The 20,458-nt window shown below is 58.7% G+C and carries 19 protein-coding genes and 1 pseudogene; 10 read left to right on the top strand and 10 right to left on the bottom strand.

All coding sequences use genetic code 11. The annotated features are described in order from the left end of the window. Positions 1-8 precede the first annotated feature (8 nt). Positions 9-638, bottom strand: coding sequence for a thiamine phosphate synthase (thiE, locus tag RHM69_RS16865; RefSeq protein WP_014720063.1), 630 nt, complete (start codon positions 636-638; stop codon positions 9-11). Positions 639-668: 30 nt separating this feature from the next. Beyond that, positions 669-1,466, bottom strand: coding sequence for a hydroxymethylpyrimidine/phosphomethylpyrimidine kinase (locus tag RHM69_RS16860; RefSeq protein WP_014720062.1), 798 nt, complete (start codon positions 1,464-1,466; stop codon positions 669-671). Between the two features lie 275 nt (positions 1,467-1,741). On the opposite strand from RHM69_RS16860, the gene RHM69_RS16855 reads away from it, so the two are divergent. The 4 genes from RHM69_RS16855 to RHM69_RS16840 all read left to right on the top strand — a co-directional run bounded on the left by RHM69_RS16855 (position 1,742) and on the right by RHM69_RS16840 (position 8,222). After that, positions 1,742-4,141, top strand: coding sequence for a hybrid sensor histidine kinase/response regulator (locus tag RHM69_RS16855; protein ID WP_060766658.1), 2,400 nt, complete (start codon positions 1,742-1,744; stop codon positions 4,139-4,141). A 68-nt stretch (positions 4,142-4,209) separates the two neighbouring features. Beyond that, a complete protein-coding gene (locus tag RHM69_RS16850; protein ID WP_073452093.1) occupies positions 4,210-5,862 on the top strand; it encodes an acyl-CoA dehydrogenase family protein in 1,653 nt (550 codons plus the stop codon). Positions 5,863-6,045: 183 nt separating this feature from the next. After that, on the top strand, positions 6,046-7,518 hold the full coding sequence (amn, locus tag RHM69_RS16845; protein ID WP_161981173.1) for an AMP nucleosidase: 1,473 nt from the start codon (positions 6,046-6,048) through the stop codon (positions 7,516-7,518). Between the two features lie 71 nt (positions 7,519-7,589). Beyond that, positions 7,590-8,222: a pseudouridine synthase gene (locus RHM69_RS16840; protein ID WP_234451984.1), complete on the top strand. Its 633-nt coding sequence runs from the start codon at positions 7,590-7,592 to the stop codon at positions 8,220-8,222. Here the strand turns inward: RHM69_RS16840 and RHM69_RS16835 are convergent. Together RHM69_RS16835 and RHM69_RS16830 are read right to left on the bottom strand one after the other, a co-directional pair. After that, entirely contained in the window at positions 8,217-8,426 is a 210-nt protein-coding gene (locus RHM69_RS16835) for a DUF2788 domain-containing protein (RefSeq protein ID WP_025999909.1), read from the bottom strand. The two genes, RHM69_RS16840 and RHM69_RS16835, sit on opposite strands and share 6 nt — an antisense overlap. Positions 8,427-8,622: 196 nt before the next feature. Further along, positions 8,623-9,102 (bottom strand): Lrp/AsnC family transcriptional regulator, encoded by a 480-nt coding sequence (locus RHM69_RS16830; protein WP_003194418.1) that lies wholly within the window; start codon positions 9,100-9,102, stop codon positions 8,623-8,625. Between the two features lie 427 nt (positions 9,103-9,529). On the opposite strand from RHM69_RS16830, the gene RHM69_RS16825 reads away from it, so the two are divergent. Beyond that, positions 9,530-10,492, top strand: a complete 963-nt coding sequence (locus RHM69_RS16825) for a DUF6515 family protein (protein WP_032904151.1) — start codon at positions 9,530-9,532, stop codon at positions 10,490-10,492. Here RHM69_RS16825 and RHM69_RS16820 read toward each other — a convergent pair. Beyond that, entirely contained in the window at positions 10,489-11,382 is an 894-nt protein-coding gene (locus RHM69_RS16820) for a cation diffusion facilitator family transporter (RefSeq protein ID WP_200600699.1), read from the bottom strand. The two genes, RHM69_RS16825 and RHM69_RS16820, sit on opposite strands and share 4 nt — an antisense overlap. A 9-nt stretch (positions 11,383-11,391) precedes the next feature. Beyond that, positions 11,392-11,811 carry a polyribonucleotide nucleotidyltransferase gene (locus tag RHM69_RS16815; protein ID WP_200600700.1) on the bottom strand — a complete coding sequence of 140 codons (420 nt, stop codon included), beginning with the start codon at positions 11,809-11,811 and terminating at the stop codon, positions 11,392-11,394. Between the two features lie 27 nt (positions 11,812-11,838). Here RHM69_RS16815 and RHM69_RS16810 point away from each other — a divergent pair, with 27 nt between their 5' ends. Together RHM69_RS16810 and RHM69_RS16805 are read left to right on the top strand one after the other, a co-directional pair. After that, positions 11,839-12,780 carry a hypothetical protein gene (locus RHM69_RS16810; protein WP_231125691.1) on the top strand — a complete coding sequence of 314 codons (942 nt, stop codon included), beginning with the start codon at positions 11,839-11,841 and terminating at the stop codon, positions 12,778-12,780. A 53-nt stretch (positions 12,781-12,833) separates the two neighbouring features. Continuing rightward, positions 12,834-13,214 (top strand): annotated as a pseudogene (locus RHM69_RS16805) (DEAD/DEAH box helicase); the annotation flags it as partial. 428 nt (positions 13,215-13,642) lie between these two features. Here RHM69_RS16805 and RHM69_RS16800 read toward each other — a convergent pair. Then, positions 13,643-14,605 carry an IS30-like element ISPpu17 family transposase gene (locus tag RHM69_RS16800; RefSeq protein WP_004577240.1) on the bottom strand — a complete coding sequence of 321 codons (963 nt, stop codon included), beginning with the start codon at positions 14,603-14,605 and terminating at the stop codon, positions 13,643-13,645. Between the two features lie 162 nt (positions 14,606-14,767). Here RHM69_RS16800 and RHM69_RS16795 point away from each other — a divergent pair, with 162 nt between their 5' ends. Beyond that, positions 14,768-15,826, top strand: coding sequence for a hypothetical protein (locus RHM69_RS16795; protein WP_322255307.1), 1,059 nt, complete (start codon positions 14,768-14,770; stop codon positions 15,824-15,826). Between the two features lie 104 nt (positions 15,827-15,930). On the opposite strand, the gene RHM69_RS16790 is transcribed toward RHM69_RS16795, so the two are convergent. Continuing rightward, positions 15,931-16,146 carry a hypothetical protein gene (locus RHM69_RS16790; RefSeq protein ID WP_076964220.1) on the bottom strand — a complete coding sequence of 72 codons (216 nt, stop codon included), beginning with the start codon at positions 16,144-16,146 and terminating at the stop codon, positions 15,931-15,933. Further along, complete coding sequence (locus tag RHM69_RS16785) at positions 16,139-17,332, bottom strand: hypothetical protein (protein WP_130175045.1); 1,194 nt, start codon at positions 17,330-17,332, stop codon at positions 16,139-16,141. Before RHM69_RS16785 ends, RHM69_RS16790 begins: the two co-directional genes overlap by 8 nt. A gap of 315 nt (positions 17,333-17,647) precedes the next feature. Between RHM69_RS16785 and RHM69_RS16780 the strand changes: the two genes are divergently transcribed. Next, entirely contained in the window at positions 17,648-18,073 is a 426-nt protein-coding gene (locus RHM69_RS16780) for a hypothetical protein (protein WP_236383793.1), read from the top strand. Continuing rightward, positions 18,070-19,098 carry a serine/threonine-protein kinase gene (locus RHM69_RS16775; RefSeq protein ID WP_130175043.1) on the top strand — a complete coding sequence of 343 codons (1,029 nt, stop codon included), beginning with the start codon at positions 18,070-18,072 and terminating at the stop codon, positions 19,096-19,098. The genes RHM69_RS16780 and RHM69_RS16775 overlap by 4 nt, the downstream gene beginning before the upstream one ends. 1,093 nt (positions 19,099-20,191) lie before the next feature. Here the strand turns inward: RHM69_RS16775 and RHM69_RS16770 are convergent. Next, positions 20,192-20,407 (bottom strand): hypothetical protein, encoded by a 216-nt coding sequence (locus RHM69_RS16770; RefSeq protein ID WP_169851179.1) that lies wholly within the window; start codon positions 20,405-20,407, stop codon positions 20,192-20,194. Positions 20,408-20,458: the final 51 nt, after the last annotated feature.

Raw genomic sequence — 20,458 nt, 5'->3', positions numbered from 1 at the left:
CGGGCTCTCTAAACTGAAGATTTAAGAAGGTCGTTGAATGCACGGGCGCGGCGCGTGACTTCCTGGGTGCTGTCGGCACCGAACAGGCCATGGACCACGGCGAGCAGGTCAGCCCCGTGGGCCACCAGCGGCTCGGCGTTTTCCAGGGTGACGCCGCCAATTACGCAGATCGGCAGGTGCAGGCGCTTGCGGGCCTGGGCCAGCATGTCAACGGTGGCGGCGGGTGCGCCGGGTTTGGTCGTGGAATTGAAGAAGCGGCCGAAGGCGACGTAGCTGGCGCCTTCTTTGGCGGCCTGTTCGGCCAGTTCGATCTGGCTGTGGCAGGTGGCGCCGATGATCGCCTTGGCGCCGAGCAGTGCCCGGGCCGAGGTCAGCGGGCCGTCGGTCTGGCCCAGATGTACGCCGACGCCCAGTCGCGCGGCCAGTTCGGCATCGTCGTTGATGATCAATTGAGTCTTGTAGCGCGAGCACAGTTCATAGAGCTTTTCGGCTTCACGCAGGCGCCGTGCCTCGTCGCTGCTTTTGTCGCGGTACTGCAACAGGGTGACGCCACCGTCCAGCGCCGCCTCGACGTAGGCGAGGAATTTGCCGGCCAACAGTTGGCTGTCGGTAATGGCGTAAAGGCCGCGTAGTTTCATCGGGCAAACCCCTTGCTGACGAGCGATAAGTTACGAGCAGAAATCCAGCGGCAATCGACGCGGCACGAACTGGCCCTGGCCGAGTTGTTCGGCATCACGCAGGGTACGCCACGTGTAGTTGAGAGCCGTTTGCACGGCGCTGGCCAAACCTTCGCCTTGGGCAATGCGCCCGGCCAGCGCACTGGCCAAGGTGCAACCCGAGCCGTGATAACCGCCGGGCAAACGCTGGCAGGTAAAGGTCTGGCGCGTGCCGTCGCGGCTGTACAGGCGGTTGTGCACTTCGTGCTCGTCGCCATGGCCACCGGTGATCAGCAGGTGCTTGATGTACGGCAACAGCTTCTCGGCGCAGTCGTCGGCGCTGCCGTCGGGCAGTTCCGCGAGGATGCGCGCTTCGGGCAGGTTGGGGGTGGCGATCAATGACAAGGGCAGCAGCCGCTCGCGCATTGCATAACCGACCTCGTCCTTGCCCAGGCTACCGCCGCCGCCGGCGCGCAGCACCGGGTCGCAGACCACCGGCAAATGCGGGTGCGCCTGCAGCAGTTCGACCACGGTGTCGACCATCGCGGTGGAGCCGAGCATGCCCAGCTTGACTGCCGCAACTTCAGAGTCGCCGAGCACGGCATTGGCCTGGGCCAGTACCCACTCACGGTCAAGCACGCGGAAATCACTGACATTGACAGTATTTTGCACGGTCAACGCGGTGACGGCCGGGGCCGCGTGGCAACCCTGGGCGAGCAGGGCTTCGATATCTGCCTGCAGGCCGGCGCCACCACTGGGGTCGTGGCCGGAGAGACAGAGGACAACGGGGCGAGAGCTGTAGATATTCATGGTGCGCGAGCTTACCACCAAACGCTTTTTGCGTGGCTGCCTGGCGATGGCAGGAGTTTGCCGCTGCGGCGCGATTTGCCGTGGCTGAGCGCTGCACTGAGATGAGCTGAAAGCATTGCCCTAGAGCTGTCCTAAAAAAAGTTCCCGCGGTGGCTAATGGCTTTTACTGGCTATGCTAAAGTGCATCCAAACAACTTACTGTATCGCCGGTGTACGTCTTCTCAAAAGGAATGGGGGGCTTTTGACACAACCGGACCAGGCTACGCTGGGGCTCTATGCGCTATTTGCTGATTTTTTTATTGTGCGGGCTGCCGATGCTCGCCAGCGCCGTCGAGTTCAACCAGGACACGCGAAGCCTCCCGTTGGGCCGGGTCATGCAAGTGCTCGAAGACCCAACCGATGCCCTCACCATCGCCGATGTCAGTTCCCCCGCCTATGCCGCCCAATTCAAGACCCACGACAAAGACACGCTCAATGCCGGCTATTCACGCTCGGTGTTCTGGCTGAAGGTCAACCTGCACTACACCGCCAAAGATCCCCGGGCACCACGCACCTGGTTTCTGGAACTGGCCTACCCGCCGCTCAATTGCCTGGACCTTTACCAGGACGACGGCACTGGTCACTTCCGCCTCACCACCCGCACCGGCAGCGCGTTGCCGTTTTCCAGCCGTGAGGTGAGCCAGAGCAACTACCTGTTCAAGCTCAGCTTCTTGCCCGACCAGCAACAAACCGTCTACCTGCGCTTGCAAAGCCAAGGCTCGATCCAGGCACCGCTGACATTATGGGCCGGCACCGCCTACATGGAGGAGCAGCCGCTGCGCTTGTACGTGCTCGGCGCCATCTACGGTGTGTTGCTGGGCATGCTGATCTACAACCTGTTCATCTACCTGAGCGTGCGCGACACCAGCTACCTGTATTACATCCTCTATATCGCCTCGTTCGGCTTGTATCAGCTGTCGGTCAATGGCGTCGCGGTGGAGTACTTCTGGCCGAACAACCCGTGGTGGGCGAATGCGGCGGTGCCCTTCCTGATCGGCTCGGCGGCCTTGTTCGGCAGCCTGTTCGCGCGCAGTTTCCTGCACACCGCGCAGCACAGCCGCTGGCTCAACCGTATCCTGCTGGCGCTCGCGGCCTGTGGAGGGTTGGTGATGGCACTGGCGTTGTTGACCAGTTACGCCGTGGCCCTGCGCCTGGCCACTGCGCTGGCGCTGGTGTTTACCGTGACCATCTTCGTGGCGGCCATCAAGGCCTGGTATTGCGGGCAGCGCATGGCGCGTTATTTCATCATCGCCTGGTCGGCTTTCCTGCTCGGCGGGGTGGTCAACACCCTGATGGTGCTGGGTTACCTGCCTAACGTGTTCCTGACCATGTACGCCAGCCAGCTCGGCTCAGCCATTGAAGTGGCGCTGTTGTCCCTGGCCCTGGCCGACCGCATCAACGGCATGCGCGAACAGCAGGCGCAGATTCTCCTCGATGCCAGCCAGAAGCTGGAAGCGCTCAACCAGCAACTGGCCCGCAGCAATCGTCTCAAAGACGAATTTCTCGCCACCCTGACCCACGAATTGCGCACGCCGATGAACGGTGTGATCGGCTCGCTGGAGCTGATGCAAACCGTGTCATTGGACGATGACCTGACGCAGTACCAGCAAACCGCCGCCGGCTCGGCGCGGGACATGATGCGCATGGTCAACGGCATCCTCACCCTCACTGAATTGCAGGCCGGTCGCCTGGTGGCCCAGCCGCAAGTGTTCAGCCTGCGCGGCACGCTCGATACCTTGCGCCAGCAATTCACCGGCAGCGCCCAGAGCAAAGGCCTGGCGTTCTCCATTGATGTGGCCGATGAGGTGCCGGACCGGCTGATCGGCGACGCCGACAAACTGCTCCAGTGCCTGGATTGCCTGCTCGATAACGCTTTCAAATTCACCCACGTCGGCGCGGTGCGCTTGCGAGTGGTGGGCGTGCCCCAAGGGGATGGCGCCTTGCACCTGAGCTTTATCGTCACCGACACCGGTATCGGCTTCGCCTTTCTCGATGAGGCCACGCTGTATCAGCGTTTCTTTCAGTTGGACGGCTCGATGACGCGTGAATACGGCGGCCTGGGCATTGGCCTGGCGATCTGCCGGCAGTTGATCGAACTGCTGGGCGGGCGCCTGACCCATCATTCTGAGCCCCGTAAAGGCAGTCGCTTCCAGTTGGAAGTGGACGTCAGCGCCGTGCCGCAGCAGGTGACGCCCGCCACGCAAACGCTGCCTGCACAGCGTGCGCCTCAGGAGTGCACGGTGCTGTTGGTGGACGACAACAGCGTGGGCCAACTGGCGGTGCGTGGCATGTTGCTCAAGCTCGGTTACCGGGTCAAAACCGTGGACAGCGGCCCGGCGGCACTCGCTGCGTTGCAAGCGCACAGCTTCGACGCCGTGCTGCTGGATGTGCCAGAGGGTGGCTTTTCGTTGTGCTGTCAGATTCGCGCATTGCCTGGCTGCGGTGAATTGCCGGTGATCGCCCTGAGCTCTTCGCCCAATGGGCCGGAGCGTGAGCGCTGCCATGGCATTGGCATGACGGATCGGCTGGCCAAGCCGGTGCGTTTCGATGCTTTGCAGGCGGCACTTGAACGTAGCGTGCTGTGCGCGGATGAGGGTGAAAGCGCCGAACATTCGGCGCGTATGCCACTTTTTTAAGGTCTTGCACGGTGCTTAACTGAATTCCGGGCCACTGTTCATGCGGCCTTTTTTCCAGGAGGCCCGTCATGAACCTGCATCAGTTTGCCGAAACCCACGACGTCACCAACCAGCCACCGTCCCTGGACGGCACCAACCTGTATCGCATCGACTTGCCTTTGCAGGAATGGTCACGCCGCTTTGGCGCCGGCTGGGCCCAAGCGCGCATTGATGCCTACGGCGCGCTGGCGGGTGGGCCGTTGATGGCCGCCGGCTTCCTGGCCAACCAGAACAAACCGGTGTTCAGCAGCCATGACCGTTATGGCCATCGCATTGACCTGGTTGAGTTTCACCCGGCTTATCACGAGCTGATGCGCACCGCCGTCGAGCATGGCCTGCCGTCGTTGCCGTGGGCCCATCCCCAGGCGGGCGCCCATGTGGCGCGTGCGGCGATGACCTACCTGCACAGCCAGGCCGAAGCCGGCAGCGGCTGCCCGCTGACCATGACCTTCGCCTGCGTCCCGGCCCTGCGCCTGCAACCGGAGCTGGCGGACCTCTGGCTGCCTAAAGTCCTCAGTACCCAATACGACCCCCGCAATGTCGGCATCGCCCACAAGGCCGGCGCTACTATCGGCATGGCCATGACCGAGAAGCAGGGCGGCACCGACGTGCGCGCCAACACCACCCGCGCTTACCCCGTGGGCGCGAGTGGCCCTGGCCAAGCCTACGAGTTGGTGGGGCATAAGTGGTTCTGCTCGGCACCGATGTGCGATGGCTTTCTGACCCTGGCCCAGACCGACAAGGGCCTGACCTGTTTCCTGCTGCCCCGGCACCGCCCGGATGACACGCGCAACGAGTTCTACATCCAGCGCTTGAAGAACAAACTTGGCAACTGCTCCAACGCCTCCAGCGAAGTGGAATTTCGCGGCGCCCTGGCGTGGATGGTCGGTGAAGAAGGCCGCGGCGTTCCAACCATCATCGAAATGGTTGCCATGACCCGCTTCGATTGCATGGTCGGCTCCAGCGCCTTGATGCGTCAGGCGCTGACCCAGGCCAGCCATCACTGCGCTCATCGGCAGGTGGGTGGCCGCGTGCTCAGCGAGCAGCCGCTGATGCAGAACGTGCTGGCCGACCTGGCCCTGGAAAGCGAAGCGGCTCTGGCCTTGAGCCTGCGCATGGGGCGCGCCCTGGATCAGCTTGATGATGAACATGAAGCCAAGTTCGCCCGGCTGGTCACGGCGGTGGGCAAGTATTGGATCTGCAAGCGAGCGCCGGCGATGATCAACGAAGCCGCCGAATGCATGGGCGGCGCCGGGTACGTGGAAGACAGCATCCTGCCGCGTCTTTACCGTGAGGCACCGGTGAATTCGACGTGGGAAGGTTCCGGCAATGTGCAGTGCCTGGACGTATTGCGTGCACTGTCCAAAGAGCCGGGGGTACTGGAGGCGCTGTTTGTGGAGCTGGGCGATGGCCACGGCGACAAGCAGTTGGCGCGGCATATCGAGCAGTTGAAGGCGGCATTCATGGACACCCAGGACATCCAGTATCGGGCGCGGCAACTGACCGAGGACATCGCCCTGGCGTTACAGGCCAAGTTGTTGCTGGAGGCGGGTAATGCGGCGGTGAGTGATGGGTTTATCGCCAGCCGGCTGGGTGAATCGTCGGGGCGGGTATATGGCACCTTGCCGCGTGGCGTCGACGTGGAAGCAATTGTCGCCCGCTCAACCCCGCAATCGCTCTGAATAAACACAATCCAAATGTGGGAGCTGGCTTGCCGGCGATAGCGGTGGTCCAGCCAGCAATTATGTAGGTGATAGACCGCTATCGCAGGCAAGCCAGCTCCCACCTATCAACGCATTCCACTTCTGGTGTTTCGGTGAGGCTTGGATACAGGCAAGATAAAGGCCTGCAAGTCAGAACACAGGATGCTTACCGTGACCGAAGCTTTTGTTGTCGTTAAAACCGCCGAAGAAGCCGTGGACCGGCTGGCGGCGCTGCATGAGCGTGCCACTGGCGCGCTCAACCAGGCGCTCAAGCAATACCTCAAGGACCGCGTCGAGCCCGACGCCGAGCAGCGCGCATTGTTTCGCTACCCGGAACTGCGCTTGACCTACCACTGCCACGGTGAAGTCCCCCAAACCACTCGGGCGTATGCCAAGGTGCAACTGCCGGGGACCTACAGCGTCACCGTGACCCACCCGGCCGCGTTCCGTAAGTACCTGCTGGAGCAACTGGTGCCGCTGATGCACGACTTCACCGTCACGGTGGAAGTAGGCGTCAGCCAGCAGAACATTCCATATCCGTACGTGGTGGAGCAGGGCGATGAACTGGCCGGCTCCGGCGTCACCGCCGCGACCCTGGCCCGTGTATTCCCCAGTACCGACTTGTCCGCCGCCACCGACGGCATTGCCGATGGCCTGTACGACTGGGAAAACACCGACCCGCTGCCCCTGGCCCTGTTCGATGCCGCCCGTGTGGATTTTTCCCTGCGCCGCCTGGTGCATTACACCGGCAGCGACTGGCGCCATGTACAGCCGTGGATCCTGCTGACCAACTACCACCGCTACGTGGACCAGTTCATCCTGCATGGCCTGGAGCAACTGCGCAGTGACCCGCGTTTTATCCGCATGGTGCTGCCCGGCAACGTGGTGATCGACAAGAGCATGGACCACGGCGAAGCCTCGGCCATTGCCGCCGGCGTGGTCTGGCACCGCTACCAGATGCCGGCGTATCACCTGCAGGCCACTGACGGCCACGGCGTGACTTTGGTGAACATCGGCGTGGGCCCGTCCAACGCCAAGAACATCACCGACCACCTGGCCGTATTGCGCCCGCATTGCTGGCTGATGATCGGCCACTGCGGCGGCTTGCGCCAATCCCAGACCATCGGCGACTACGTACTGGCCCACGCCTATATGCGCCGCGACGGGATTCTGGACCGTGTAGTACCGCCGAACATCCCGATCCCGGCCCTGGCCGAAGTGCAGCTGGCGCTTCAGCAAGCGGCGGCGAAAGTCACCGGCGAAAAAGGCGAAGAGCTGAAAAAACGCCTGCGCACCGGTACCGTGCTGACCTACGACGACCGTAACTGGGAACTGCGCTGGGCCCAGGAGCGGCCGCTGATCAACCTGTCTCGCGCCGTGGCCGTGGACATGGAAAGCGGCACCATCGCCGCCCAGGGTTACCGTTTGCGCGTGCCTTACGGCACCTTGTTATGCGTATCCGACAAGCCGCTGCACAGCGAGATCAAGCTGCCGGGTTCGGCCAACGCGTTCTACGAGCGTGCGGTCAGCCAGCATTTGAAGATCGGCATCGAGGCGGTCGACCTGTTGCGCACCGAACTCAACTCGTTGCACTCGCGCAAACTGCGCAGCTTCGACGAACCGCCGTTCCGCTAAGCGGTTGGGATGGTCATTTGGCGGTCAGGCCACTAGCATTGTCGGTCCTGACCGTTAGATGTTCCTTTGCCATGTCCCGTCCTACCCGTCCCGATTCGCGCCGCCCAGGCGTGAAACCTTCGCAGCCTGTTCGACGTGTCGCCAAGGCGCCACCGGCCGAGCCGAAGCTGATCCTGTTCAACAAACCGTTCGATGTGCTGACCCAGTTCAGCGACGAAGGCGGGCGCGCGACGCTCAAGGATTTTATCGATATTCCCGGTATTTACCCGGCGGGGCGCCTGGACCGTGACAGCGAAGGCTTGCTGCTGTTGACCAACGATGGCCAGCTTCAGTCGCGCATCGCCGATCCCAAGCACAAATTGGCGAAAACCTACTGGGTGCAAGTGGAAGGTGAGCCGACTGAAGAACAGCTGCAACGTCTGCGCGATGGTGTCGAGCTGAACGATGGCATGACCTTGCCTGCCGAGGCTCGGCAACTGGATGAACCGGCGTTATGGCCGCGCAACCCGCCGGTACGCTTTCGCAAAAGCGTGCCGACGTATTGGCTGGAGTTGGTGATACGTGAAGGGCGCAACCGTCAGGTACGGCGCATGACCGCAGCAGTGGGCCTGCCGACGCTGCGCCTGGTGCGCGTGCGCATTGGCGACTGGTCTATCGACGGCCTGGATCAAGGCCAATGGAAGGCAGTGCCGGCGCGCTTATAAGGCGCCGGATTCAATCAGGCCGATCACCACGCTCTTGATGATGAACGCTGCCACACCAAGGCCCAACACGAAAAACAGGATGAACGAACCAAAGCGCCCGGCCTTGGATTTTTTCGCCAGGTCCCAGACGATAAAGCCCATGAAAATGATGAGGATAGTGACCAGGCCGGTCATCATCCATTCTTCAAACAGGGCGGGGTCGATGTTGTTCATGGGACTCTTCCGACAAGACAAGCGAGCAGTATACGGCAGCGTCACAAACGCAACATTGACCTGAGTCGTACGCGGTCAAACGGTGGGAGCTGGCTTGCCTGCGATAGCGGTCTGTCAGTGATCGTGAGGCAAACTGGCCCGCCGCCATCGCAGGCAAGCCAGCTCCCACCGTTGAACATCGTTGTTCTCAGGTGCGCAGGTGGGTCAGGGGCAGTTCGGTGCTGTTGAGCACTTGGTTCAGCACAAAGCTGGAACGCACGCTGGTCACCCCTTCGATCCGGGTCAGATGCCCCAGCAGCAATTTTTGATAGTGATCCATGTCCGGCACTACCACCTTCAACTGGTAGTCCGCATCCATCCCGGTCACGAGGCTGCACTCCAGCACTTGCGGCAGGGTGCGGATGGCGGCCTCGAAATTCTCGAAGCGTTCCGGCGTGTGACGGTCCATGCCGATCAATACATAAGCGGTGAGGCTCAGGCCGAGCATCTTGCGGTCGAGCAGGGCGACCTGGCGGGCGATGTAGCCGTCGTCCTCCAATTGCTTGACCCGGCGTGAGCAGGGCGAAGGCGACAGGCCGATGCGTTCGGCCAGCTCCTGGTTGGAGATCCTCGCGTCGCGCTGCAATTCCGCCAGAATACTCAGGTCGTATCGGTCAAGCTTGCTCATTGGGTTGGCCTTTGTCGTAACTATTGCGGTTAATTATCCATGAAGGGTTAAAAATTGCGCAAGCACTGTTTATTGACGCAATCTTCGCAATCCTCTGCCCGCCCGGCACGCCTATGATTACCAACAGAATCACCGCCTGGACAACAGTCCACAGCAACGCGCCCAATCAGGCCCGTTGCGGCCGCCGCCCCAGCAGGGTTGAGCCGGCCTCCAGGCTGCACACTGTCCACAAGACGGCGTGAGGTGAGCCAACGTCAAAAGCGTTGAGCCAGGACGAAATTCTCAAGGGGTGGCCGACGGGTCACCCCTTTTTCTTTGTGCGCGTTTTGCCTTCAGAAAATAGTTCTCGTGACTGATAACCTGTCTCAGAACCGGGCGAGGCTTTTCCAGTCTCATGATCAAGCCCCAATCCGCAGTGAGGAAAAGCATGAAGCGCATCTGGCGTATGGCAGGTGTTGGTTTGCTGGTGGTCAGCGTCGGCTCCCAGGCGATGGCCGACGAACGCGATAACTCACCGGGCCAGGGGCAACGGCCTGAGCACAATCAGCCACGCCCACAAAACCCGCAGGGTGATCGTGGCGGCCAGCACGAGGGTGGCCAATGGCAAGGTCGGCCTCAAGGTCATGAGCCGGGGCGACCAGCACTGCAACCGCAACCCTCCAATAACCTGCCGATCCAGGGCCGGCCCGATACCGTGCGCCAGACCCAGGAGCCGCGCCAGGGTTATTACCGTGATATTCCCAGACGCCCCGATGACAACCGGCATTGGGAGGCCGGCGGCCCCGGTTCGCGTCCGGGTAACGATCGCCCCGGTGATAACCGCTGGCCAGGCCGCCCCGACGGGCATGGCAACGGCTGGGGCCCGGGCCCGCAACATCGCCCTGGTTATGTCATCGACCGTTTTCCCGACCGCAATTACCGCGTGCCTTACCGTGGCCAGGACTACTTTTTCTCCGGTGGCTACTGGTATCGCCCCCAAGGCCCGCGCTACGTGGTGGTGACGCCGCCCTACGGCATCCGCGTGCATTACCTGCCGGACTACGCACGTGAAGTGTGGGTAGGCGGCTCACTGTTGTTCCTCGCCGCAGGCGCCTATTACGCCTACGAGCAAAGCACCCAACAATACGTGGTGGTACAACCACCGACGCAGGTGCCATCACCTCCGCCGACGCCTCAAGGCAACGGTTATGACGTGGTGGCTTACCCGGCCAACGGCCAGTCGCCAGCCCAGGTACAGCAGGACGGCTACGACTGTTATCGCTGGGCGGTGCAACAAAGTGGCTTCGACCCGCGCACCGTCACCTACGCCCCGGACCCTGCGGTGGTGCAAACCTACCGCCAGGCCCAGGGCAACTGCCTGGGCAGTCGGGGGTATCAGGTGCAGTACTAGGCCTTGTTACCGGTGACCACTTCCCGTGGGTCGGCGTGCACCAGCACTTCGGCTTTCGGGTATTCCCGGTGAATGGCATCGGCGGCCTGGTCGCTGATGCCATGGGCCACCGACAGCGTCAATTCCCCCGGCAACTCCAGGTGCAACTGCACAAACCAGTGGTTGCCGGAAACCCGCGTACGCAAGTCGTGGGCACCCAGTACGCCGGGCACGCCACGGGCCAGCTCCAGCATGTGCTGGCTGACATCCGGCGGTAGCTCTTCATCCATCAACACCGCAAAGCTTTCCCGGGCGATCTGGATCGCGCTCCACAGAATGTAAGCGGCGATTCCCAGGCCGAACCAGGCGTCGACCTGATGAAAGCCAAAGCCTGCCAACACCAGCGCAATCAGGATGCTGCCATTGAGCAGCAAGTCTGAGCGGTAGTGCAGCGAGTCGGCGCGCACCGCGTTGGAGCCGGTCTCGCGCACCACGTGGTGTTGCAGCATCAGCAGGGCCACGGTCAGCCCCAGCGACAAGATAATCACGCCGATACTCAGCCACGGTGCGCCGACCGGCTCCGGATGCTTGAGCCGTTCATAGGCCTGGAGCGCAATCAGTACCGCACTGCCGGCGATAAACAAGGCTTGCGCCATACCCGCCAGCGACTCTGCCTTGCCATGCCCATAACGATGATCGTCATCGGCGGGGCGCAGGGCGTAATGCACCGCCAGCAAGTTCAGCAGCGAGGTCACGCCGTCGAGCAGCGAGTCGGTCAACCCGGCGAGCATGCTCACCGAGCCGCTGAGCCACCAGGCAATGACCTTGGTCACAATCAACACACAGGCCACGCCCACCGAGGCGCGGGTGGCTAGGCGCAAGAGCCTTGCGTGTTCGGGGCTGCTGGTCATGAGCTGTCCTTACGCGGCAGGCTGCAGGCCCAGGGCCGCCAGTTGCTGCACGCTGCCCCTGAACTGGATCAGGCGTGGGTCGTCCAGCGGCAAGGTGCGGCCGGTTTCTTTCTGGATGATGCTTTGCAGCTTGGCGTTATCGACCTTGCCGTCAGCGTCGATGGCTTCGTGCAGTTTCTCGGGGGCGACCTGGGCGGTCTTGCCCGGTTCGAAGTAAATGGCGCCCGTGGCGAAGTCGACACCGAAGGCGATCAGGCCGGGGATCACATAAAACAACAGGCCGAGGGCATCGAGTACCGCGATGGTCGGGTCGATCTTGCCATCGATCTGGCCACGACGGTCGGGGTAGAAAATCGACCCGCAGGCGGTAAGTTGGCTCAGCAGGGTAACGGCGAGGACACCGCCGATGACACGGGAAGCGATACGCATGAAAAAGTCTCCTGAACATATTTAAGGGTGACTATAAGCCAGATCGGCCAGGCGCCGATGAACCAATGTGGGAGCTGGCTTGCCTGCGATTGCGACGGTTCAGGAAATACAGCGGCAACTGTCACACCGCTATCGCAGGCAAGCCAGCTCCCACCTTCGACTGCATTCACAGCCCAAAGCGTGGGTGTTTTTAAGACCCGCATCGGCATCTGGCAGTTCGCCGTTATACTCGCCGCCCTGTCTGGACGCCAATGGGTGTTCAAGCTTTTCTGTTTGCAGACGAAACACCGGGCAGTTTACAAAAATCAAGGAAGGATGATGAATCAAGAGCAGCAGGCAAACACACGTTATAACCGGACTTTTTGGGAAGATCTGAAAGCTTTTTTCTTCGAATACTCCAGTTTGTTCCTGGTGTATCTGTTGTTTTCCATGGCGTTGATTTACTGGGGCACTTGTCTGAAACCCGAAGTTGGCGAGCTGTTGAACAAAGCTTACGGTGAAGGACTGGCACCTATTTCTATCGCAGTACTAATGGTCATAACCTGTTTGATCATCGGTATCACCCGTCTTATTGCCCCCGTTTCATATGCAGCAAAGGAGCACTGGCTGGTGATCATGGCCTTGGCCCTGACGAAATTCATGATCAGCTTGATGGTTACTTATTACGCTTATCTGTGGGGGTTTATTGCTGCCTGCAGGTTGCTTGAGTTTCCCGTCGACATTGTGCTGTGGAAAGGGGCTGTTATTTTTCCGGTCTTTATATTCTTCATCCACTGGGCTGCGCCGCGAGTGTTCTTTGACTCGTTTCATTCAAATGTCGATTTGGATATCGTTTTAAGTCTTGTGACCCTTGGGGTCGGGGCCATCGTGGTTTTTGTGTGTCTCTATCAAAAGCCTGAAGAGAGCGCCGACGAAAAGCAGGACGTCAACTCGATGGTCATGTGTTGGTATGGACGACCCATACATTAGGCAGTCGCCGGACCGGTTACGCCTCTTAACTGCGCGGATGCCAGAGAACCCTTATGAATTCGTTGCCGATCGATGATGTTTTACCCGCCCTGCGTGACGCCTTGGCGCATCGCCATGAAGCCGTGCTGGAAGCGCCCCCCGGCGCCGGTAAAACCACCCGCGTGCCGTTGGCTTTGTTGCATGAGCCGTGGCTCGCCGGGCAAACCATCCTGATGCTCGAACCCCGGCGCCTGGCTGCCCGTGCTGCTGCCGAGCGGCTGGCCAGTGAACTGGGTGAAAAGGTCGGTGAGACCGTGGGCTACCGCATTCGGCTGGACAGCAAAGTCGGCCCCAATACGCGTATCGAGGTGGTCACCGAAGGCATCCTCACCCGCCGCCTGCAGGACGACCCGGCGCTGGACGGCGTGGGCTTGTTGATCTTCGACGAATTCCACGTTTTGCCACATTCACCGAAATACCCTGAAATCTTGTCAAAGCTCAGGGCATTCTCCTGCCAAAAGTGAGCTCCTTCCAGGCAAGTCCCTGGCCCCTCGTTGAAGTTTCACCCTATGACAAACCTCGGCGTGATCTCAATGTCACCTACCGCAGTCGCCACGGTCTCGAAACCGGCTCATATCCTCCCGCTATGCTCGCCCTCAAGGCGACTGAACGTCATTTCCCCACAGCTACGCACGCCAGTCCCCAATACCCCTGCAGCACCCTCGAACGATGCAATTGATCGGAGAACCACCTGATCGTCGGCAGCCCCGAGAGTGCAGTGTTCTGCCGTTAAAACGGTTTTGTCCCAGGCAGAGGGAGATGTACCGTAGCCCGCTTCTCACTCCTAAGGATTCGAACATGACTATGATCGCGGGTCCTGAATTCAACACATAAGTGCAACGCTCACCCCTGTATGCACTTCGTACGGCGTCTTCCAGCCCAAGCGCTTGCGCGGGCGTAGATTGATCCTCGCTACTGTCCGATTGACGGCTTCGACGGTCAGCTTGCTGAAGTCGCTGCCCTTGGGGAAATACTGGCGGAGCAGACCGTTGGTGTTTTCATTGGTGCCACGTTGCCAGGATGAATAGGGGTCTGCAAAAAAGACCTGGCACTGGCTCCGTAGCGCGATGCGTTCATGCCCGGCAAACTCCCTTCCGTTATCCAGCGTCAGCGTGTGAGCGGCATGGCCCTGAAGCATCAGATTGATCGCCCGCGTTACCTGCCGGCGCGTTCTGCGCTTGACCGGATAGGCGCTCAGATAGCCGCTTTTGCGATCAACCAGGGTCACCAGGTTACCGCCCAGTCCATGTACCGTATCGCCCTCCCAGTCCCCCAGGCGCTCGCGGCTTTCGACCTCGGCTGGGCGTTCACTGATTGACACGCGATTACGCAGCTGCCCGCGCCGATCGTGGCTTCCATAGCGTTTCCGGTAGCGCTTTCGGCGATGTCGCAGATAGGTATAAAGCTCACCACCGGCGCGCTGTTCGGCGGCAATGAACCGATAAATCCACTCATGGCTGACCGCCCGGCTTGGCTGCTCCTGCTTCAACCGCTGGGCGATCTGCTCCGGACTCATGCCATGCTTGAGCCACACCGGGAGATGATGGCTGAGCCATGTCGCCGGCTTGCAAAACTTGCGCGCACCCGCTCGACGAGCATCACTTTCATGGGCCGCAGAAACAGCCTTGTAGATATTCTGGGTGCTGTTGCGGCGAACCTCGCGACTGATCGTCGAGGGATGCACGCCGACCCGCTTTGCAATGCTCGCCTGGCTCTCTGCGGCGCTCAAGCCAGCCTCAATCTGGTAACGTTGTCCCTGAGTCAGCTGCCGGTAATGCGTAGTCATCTGCGCTTGAATCCTTCGGTGTGAGAGCCTGGATTCTACCGGTGGCTGGCTCTCTGCCTCTCGTTTCAAGCGTTGCGCTTATTCTATGAATTCAGGGGTTACAAGCTGAAAGTCGGTGCGTTCCTGCAAGCGGATATTCTCCTCACTAGCCCCGATATGTGGATGAACTCTTCTCCAATCCCGTCGTTCCACGCCAAAGATGGTGAGCCTGGATTAAATGACCGTGTAGTGATGGGGCTATGCCAGAAGATTTTGCTGGTGAATGAGCGCTTTGCTGTAGCTTTTGCTGGCAATGTCAATGATATCCAGGCTGTTGGACGATTGATTGATCAACTTATCAAGGTGGATCCTCAACTCTCAGGTAAACGTTTCATCGAGGCGTTTCTCGCAGACAAGCTACTGAGAAAAGCTGAGGTCAGCATTATTGCACTCAGTATTGAGGGCGATGAAATTAGCATTTCAAATGTTGATGCCGAATTTGGGGGTGGGAATGACCATTTTGAACTGTGGGTTGGAGGAAGTGGTGGAAAGTATATTGTCGAGTACTTCGAGCAGTTTTCTCCTGATAATTTTGATGTTCCTGAAGGGGATGTAGTCGCTCTCGGAACCTGCATGGCTCTTCGGCAGTTCGCCCTTCATTTGATCAGTGAGTTTGAGGGGCGCTTTGAGTCTGAAACTATCAAAATGCTCTGCGGTGGTGGTTATGAGGTACTGGCTTACTACGGCGGTCAGTTCCAGAAGATTTCAGATGTAGTTTACGCCTTCGCAGATGCTGAGATTGACGCTGAAGGAATTCTTCAAATCGACTTCCCCAAATTTTTGATGAAATCTGCGTATGATGAAGATGAACTGATGATCCGAAGCGTGGAAATTAAATATGACGAAGACGAGGATGAGCACCTAGCTTGCAATGACCAGACTTTCATTATCGCTCCGATTACGCGCTATCATGAATTGGCGGTGCGGAGCAATTGCAATGCAATAAAGTTTGTAGGGGAGTTTCTTTGCTTTTTGATTAAGGTAAAGCATCAGGGTGAAAGTTTCATTATTCCTATTGTAAGAAAGTATAGAAGTAAAATTTTCTTTTTGGGTGAGGCTTTTGCCGCCACGGTAGGTCATTACGGTGTGCAAATCATCTACATGGATGACTTCAGGGAGCTTGTCACTGCTCAAGTTTTCGAGCACATGCGAGAACTCAAATTGCAGAGCGGCCTAACCTGATGTCTGTAGCCTAGATTCCGCCTGGAAGTACGGCTCAGATGCAGTGCATTGCAGAAACAATAAAGCCACCTTGCGGTGGCTTTCAAGTGGTAGCGGCTGAGCCCCTAGCGGTGCTCGACTACTGTAACGAGATCAAGGGTTCCAATGCCCTTTTCAACTACATCTTTAGCCTTGGCCAACATAGAAGCCCTGAGCTCATCGCGAGACATCCGGCCACTGTAAATCTTTGCGAATGCTTTGTGCTTCAAAGCAGCGGAGGCGCTCACTTTAGCGTCACCGGTCTCTTCGGCGGCAACTTTAGCTACGGCAAGTTCAGTCATTTTCACTAGCCTCCATGTCAATAAATGCACGGTATAATAATATCATATCATGCAAATACGCGCAAATCGGTTGCAATAGCTGGACAAATTGTGCATTGCGGCTGTCGCCCATTAAAATATTTGCCTTGTTGTTATAGATGTTTAGGCATCCAATTGGGGTTTTGGTGTCGTCGCCTAGCGCTAGCGGAATGGAAAGTATCGACGTTGCATAACGGTGCGTGGTGTAGTACTTGCCAATCGTCGTTTTGTAGTGTTCGGTCACGTGGGGGTTTTGCCGCGCCTCGTCTTCCAGCCAGTCTTTGAAATGCGTGCGGGAGTCTTGAATATACTGTGACTCATTGGTGGAGACAGCTACCGGCCCGCCTGGCAGATTAGGTTGCGACTTTGCATGATCATTCGCGTCGACTTTGAAGGGGAAGCAGATCGGACGGATGTCGTTATCTGGAGCGGCAAGATCCTGGTTACCTACGGAGGTGGACAGTTCTAGGTCGGTGATGTGAAGTATGCCGTCGGCGTTATCCAGGCGAGCATCAATGTTTGAGCTGAACAAGAAGAACGGGCTTTCGTTGACTTGCTGCGAGAAGTTCCTACGAATGGCATCTTTGTCCAGCTCCACCATCATTACGTTGGCCCGATATGTCTCGGTAGGAGCGCTGTCCCAGTTTTGTGCCAACACGAGTATCTTAGTGAGCACCACGCGGATATCACTCGCCAAGCTCTGTTTGGTCATCGGCTGGGAGTCATCCTGCGCTTGGCTCTCAAATAAGAACCGAATGTCGATTACAGCATCGCTGTAGGCCGCCAGAAACTGCTTGGGCGGCATGGTCGTCAGGCGATCTTGCAGTTCCTTTTCTTTTCTTCGGGTGGAGGTGACAACCCCTACTTCACGCAAGAAAACGGCGATCACGGCGAAGATCGACAACATGATCGATGGCCATAGGTACTCTGTCTCGAAAAACTGCTCCAGTGTGTGAGTGGAGGTGTACTCGTCTTTAATGTTGCCGCTCATAACGGAAATCATGGCTGCGCTCCCAATGCTCAGCAGCGCGATGATCATGGATCCGTAACTGGTGCCAACGAGCAGGCAGGTGCCCAGGAACACTTTTTTGACCCAAGAGCCGATGGATCGAGCGATGGAAGCAAGCCCAGCTTGCAGGGTTTGATAACTTGGCGTGCTGTTGTTCAAGATTCAGTTCCGTAATTGTTTTCCGTGTAGCCAGTCCGGCTACCGTTCTCTCACACCCTCACCGGGCGCGGCTGCTCGACCGTCCAGAGCCTTACCAGCAGGTGCTGACGCATAGCTCGTCTGCGACTCCCTTCCTGTCCGACCTGGCAATTTTCGACTTATCCGAGCTTAGGCTGGGTTTTTTCCCCGAGAAGGGGTGATTGACGAAGCCGAACGCTGTAATACCATGGGGTGATATTTAATTGCCTCCACAAGGAAAAGTATATGGCCTTACGCTGCGTAGGACTGGTAGTCAGTGCGAGTGATGTAACCGTAGTGGATACCACGATCCCGGACGACTCGGATGAACCGCTCGTCCTGATCAAGGACGACACCTGGAAACTAGCGGCAGGAGATCGCCCGAAGGCGTATGAAACGCTGTTCCATCGCTGCGTGTCATACATCCAGCAGAACGGCGTGAATCAGGTCGTCATCAAAGCTAGTGCATTGCCGCAGGGCAGCGCAGCAAAGGGTGGTCTCTTGGATGGAGCTGAGCTGAGGGGTGTGATCATGTGCGCCGCTGCGTCTGCCTGTGAGATCCGTGTCATGGACAAGGCCTGGATATCCAGAACTTACAAGCGCAAGGTTGACGAGATCCTCAAGGACGATCCTTTCTGGGAGCAGCAGCTCAACGGGGCCAAGCTTCGCAAGGGAAGCCGCGAGGCCGCCATGTTGGTAGTCGCCCACAGGAACCGGCCATGAGCAGCGTCGTACCGGAACTCGAAATCATCAAGAAGCTGGGCAACGGTCACTTCGGCGAGGTGTTCCTGGGCAAGTGCGGCGTCCACGGAGATGTCGCGGTTAAAGTGCTGGCCCGAAAGCCCGAGCATGATGATGCTGAGTGGAAGGCGATTAGGGAGGGTTTTTTGGTTGAGGCCAAGCACCTTTCGAGCGCCTCTCATCGAAACGTAGTTCAGGTGTACGGAATTGAGGAGCTGCAAGACAGCATCCGATTCACGATGGCTTACTGCCCTGGCGGATCGTTGCAGCCCCTTTACGAGCAAAGCCCACTACCTTTGGCTCGTGTGCATAAGATTGCGACCGATGTCCTGATCGGCCTGGACGCGTTGCATGGGCGTGGCATGCTTCACCGGGACATCAAACCGGGCAACATCTTGCTCGATCACACGGGCTTGGCGAAGCTCGGTGACTTCGGGCTAGTGACAGATGATTTGCTGCTGGGCTATGGCTCCGCTGCGGGTTATGCGGATCACATCGCGTTCGAGGTTTGGCAGGGGGGCGGAACCAGCGTCAAGAGCGACATTTGGGCTCTGGGTATGACGCTTTTCCGGCTGCTTCATGGGGAGACCTGGTACATCCTTCAGAACGAGGCGCCTGTAGACATTGTGCGCAATGGCGGGCTCGCAGATCGCCTGCGTTGGTTACCACACATCCCCAAACCATGGCGCCGCGTAATCCGTAAGATGCTTGCAGATGACTCTGCTGCCCGCTACGCCACTACCGGCGACGTCCTGAATGCCATTTCGGGTCTCCCGATCGACCAACCCTGGGAAACAAATGTAACCCCGGAATTGGTGCGATGGGAGCTACAGTCCCCCAAGCGCCTGAACTTCGTGGAGTGGAATCTGCATTCTGAGCGGCGTCATGAGTGGAAGGCCTGGAGCGAGCCTGTAGGGACGGGACGCAAAATGACACTCGGCCAATCGCAAGGCGTCATACCTCGCAAGAAGGTTGACCGGGAGCTGGAAACCTACTTCTCCCGCTAACGAGTGCTCTTAGCCAGCTGCGCTGCGCAGACGCCGGGGCAGCAGATAACCGTTGACAAAGTCGGCAGCGCTCAATGGCTTGAGTTGGAAATGATCCTGAGCGGCGGCTCGACGCTGATCCGAGCAATTAGGGCAATATGTTGCGAGTGCATCGATACCTTCTGCCGGGTGCCATATGGCGCCGCAGTAGGTGCATCGAGGCGACGTGAGCCTCAGATTGGGATGGCGCTTGCTCATGTGAATCCTACCTGTCGCGAAGGCGACGTATATCGGGCATGGACGAACGAGTGTTTGTGGGCGGCAAAGCTTATACGAGTTCTTTTACTTTGGCCTTCAGAATCGCCGAAAGGTCAATCTCGTTTGAATTCGCCAGCACACTTACACTGTATGCATGAACAGCCTTTAGTGCAAGTGGCGGTTACAGTCGCTTGTCCGTCGTTGCCCGTTCAGGAAAATCTCACCATGAGGTTTAGCAGAGAAAATCATTTTCGCAGCTCCTTTCGATCTCAAACTACTGCTCTTGGTTGACGCTCGCCCGCTGAAAGCAACTGAGCGATGCTCCCCATCAATGCAGAGGCGCGGGGCCCTCCTCGATATGGTGGCCCTTTGCCCTGCTGGAGGGCTACTATGGCGCGTCACTGCCACCGCTTGACGCCATGACTTTCAGGGAGGGTTGCTATGTGGATAGATAACGAGACAGAAACAGATTTCCTCAATTTCTCTGGTGTGGCCGATGCGGTTGCCGAGATCATATACTCCGCAAATGGCCGTCCCATTTCCATCGGGGTCTCAGGGGCTTGGCCTCGATAGCCTGATAGGTTCCATTGATCTAGTTGCACAAGGCGTGAAGCCCTACGCCGTCAGCCAGACTGTTCGGGGGGTGGGGAAAAACAGGATCACTTTGCCCAGAGCCTCGGGCTATCCAGGATCGGACTTAACCACGTCACCCGATCTCCCGGTGCGCAAGAGCCCTCCCAGAGGGCACGCTCGATCATCTTCCTCGCGTTCGGACTGGCAGTAGCAACTTCACTTGATAGTTACCATCGTGGCGAAACGGTGCCGCTGTATATTTGCGAGAACGGTTTCATCGCGATCAATCCGCCGTTGACGCCATCTCGGGCGGCTGCAAGAGATTTTCAACGTTGCCGACATCAATGTACGCATCCACAACCCTTATGCTTTGAAGACGAAAGTAGAAATGTTGGCCGAGTGTCGTAACCAGGATCTGCTGAAGCTGCATGCCATTGCATCCAACAGTTGGGACGATTCCAGCGTTTTGGGTAAAAATACTGCGGTCGATGCGTCCCATGCCAAGTGAGACGTGCTTCGTTCAAGCGGTGGACGGCGGTAAAAGATGACA

This window comes from Pseudomonas sp. CCI1.1 (genome assembly GCF_034348165.1).
Lineage (GTDB): Bacteria > Pseudomonadota > Gammaproteobacteria > Pseudomonadales > Pseudomonadaceae > Aquipseudomonas > Aquipseudomonas paracarnis.
Note: the sequence above shows the minus strand (reverse complement) of the source record. Positions and strands in the feature narration are given on the sequence as shown.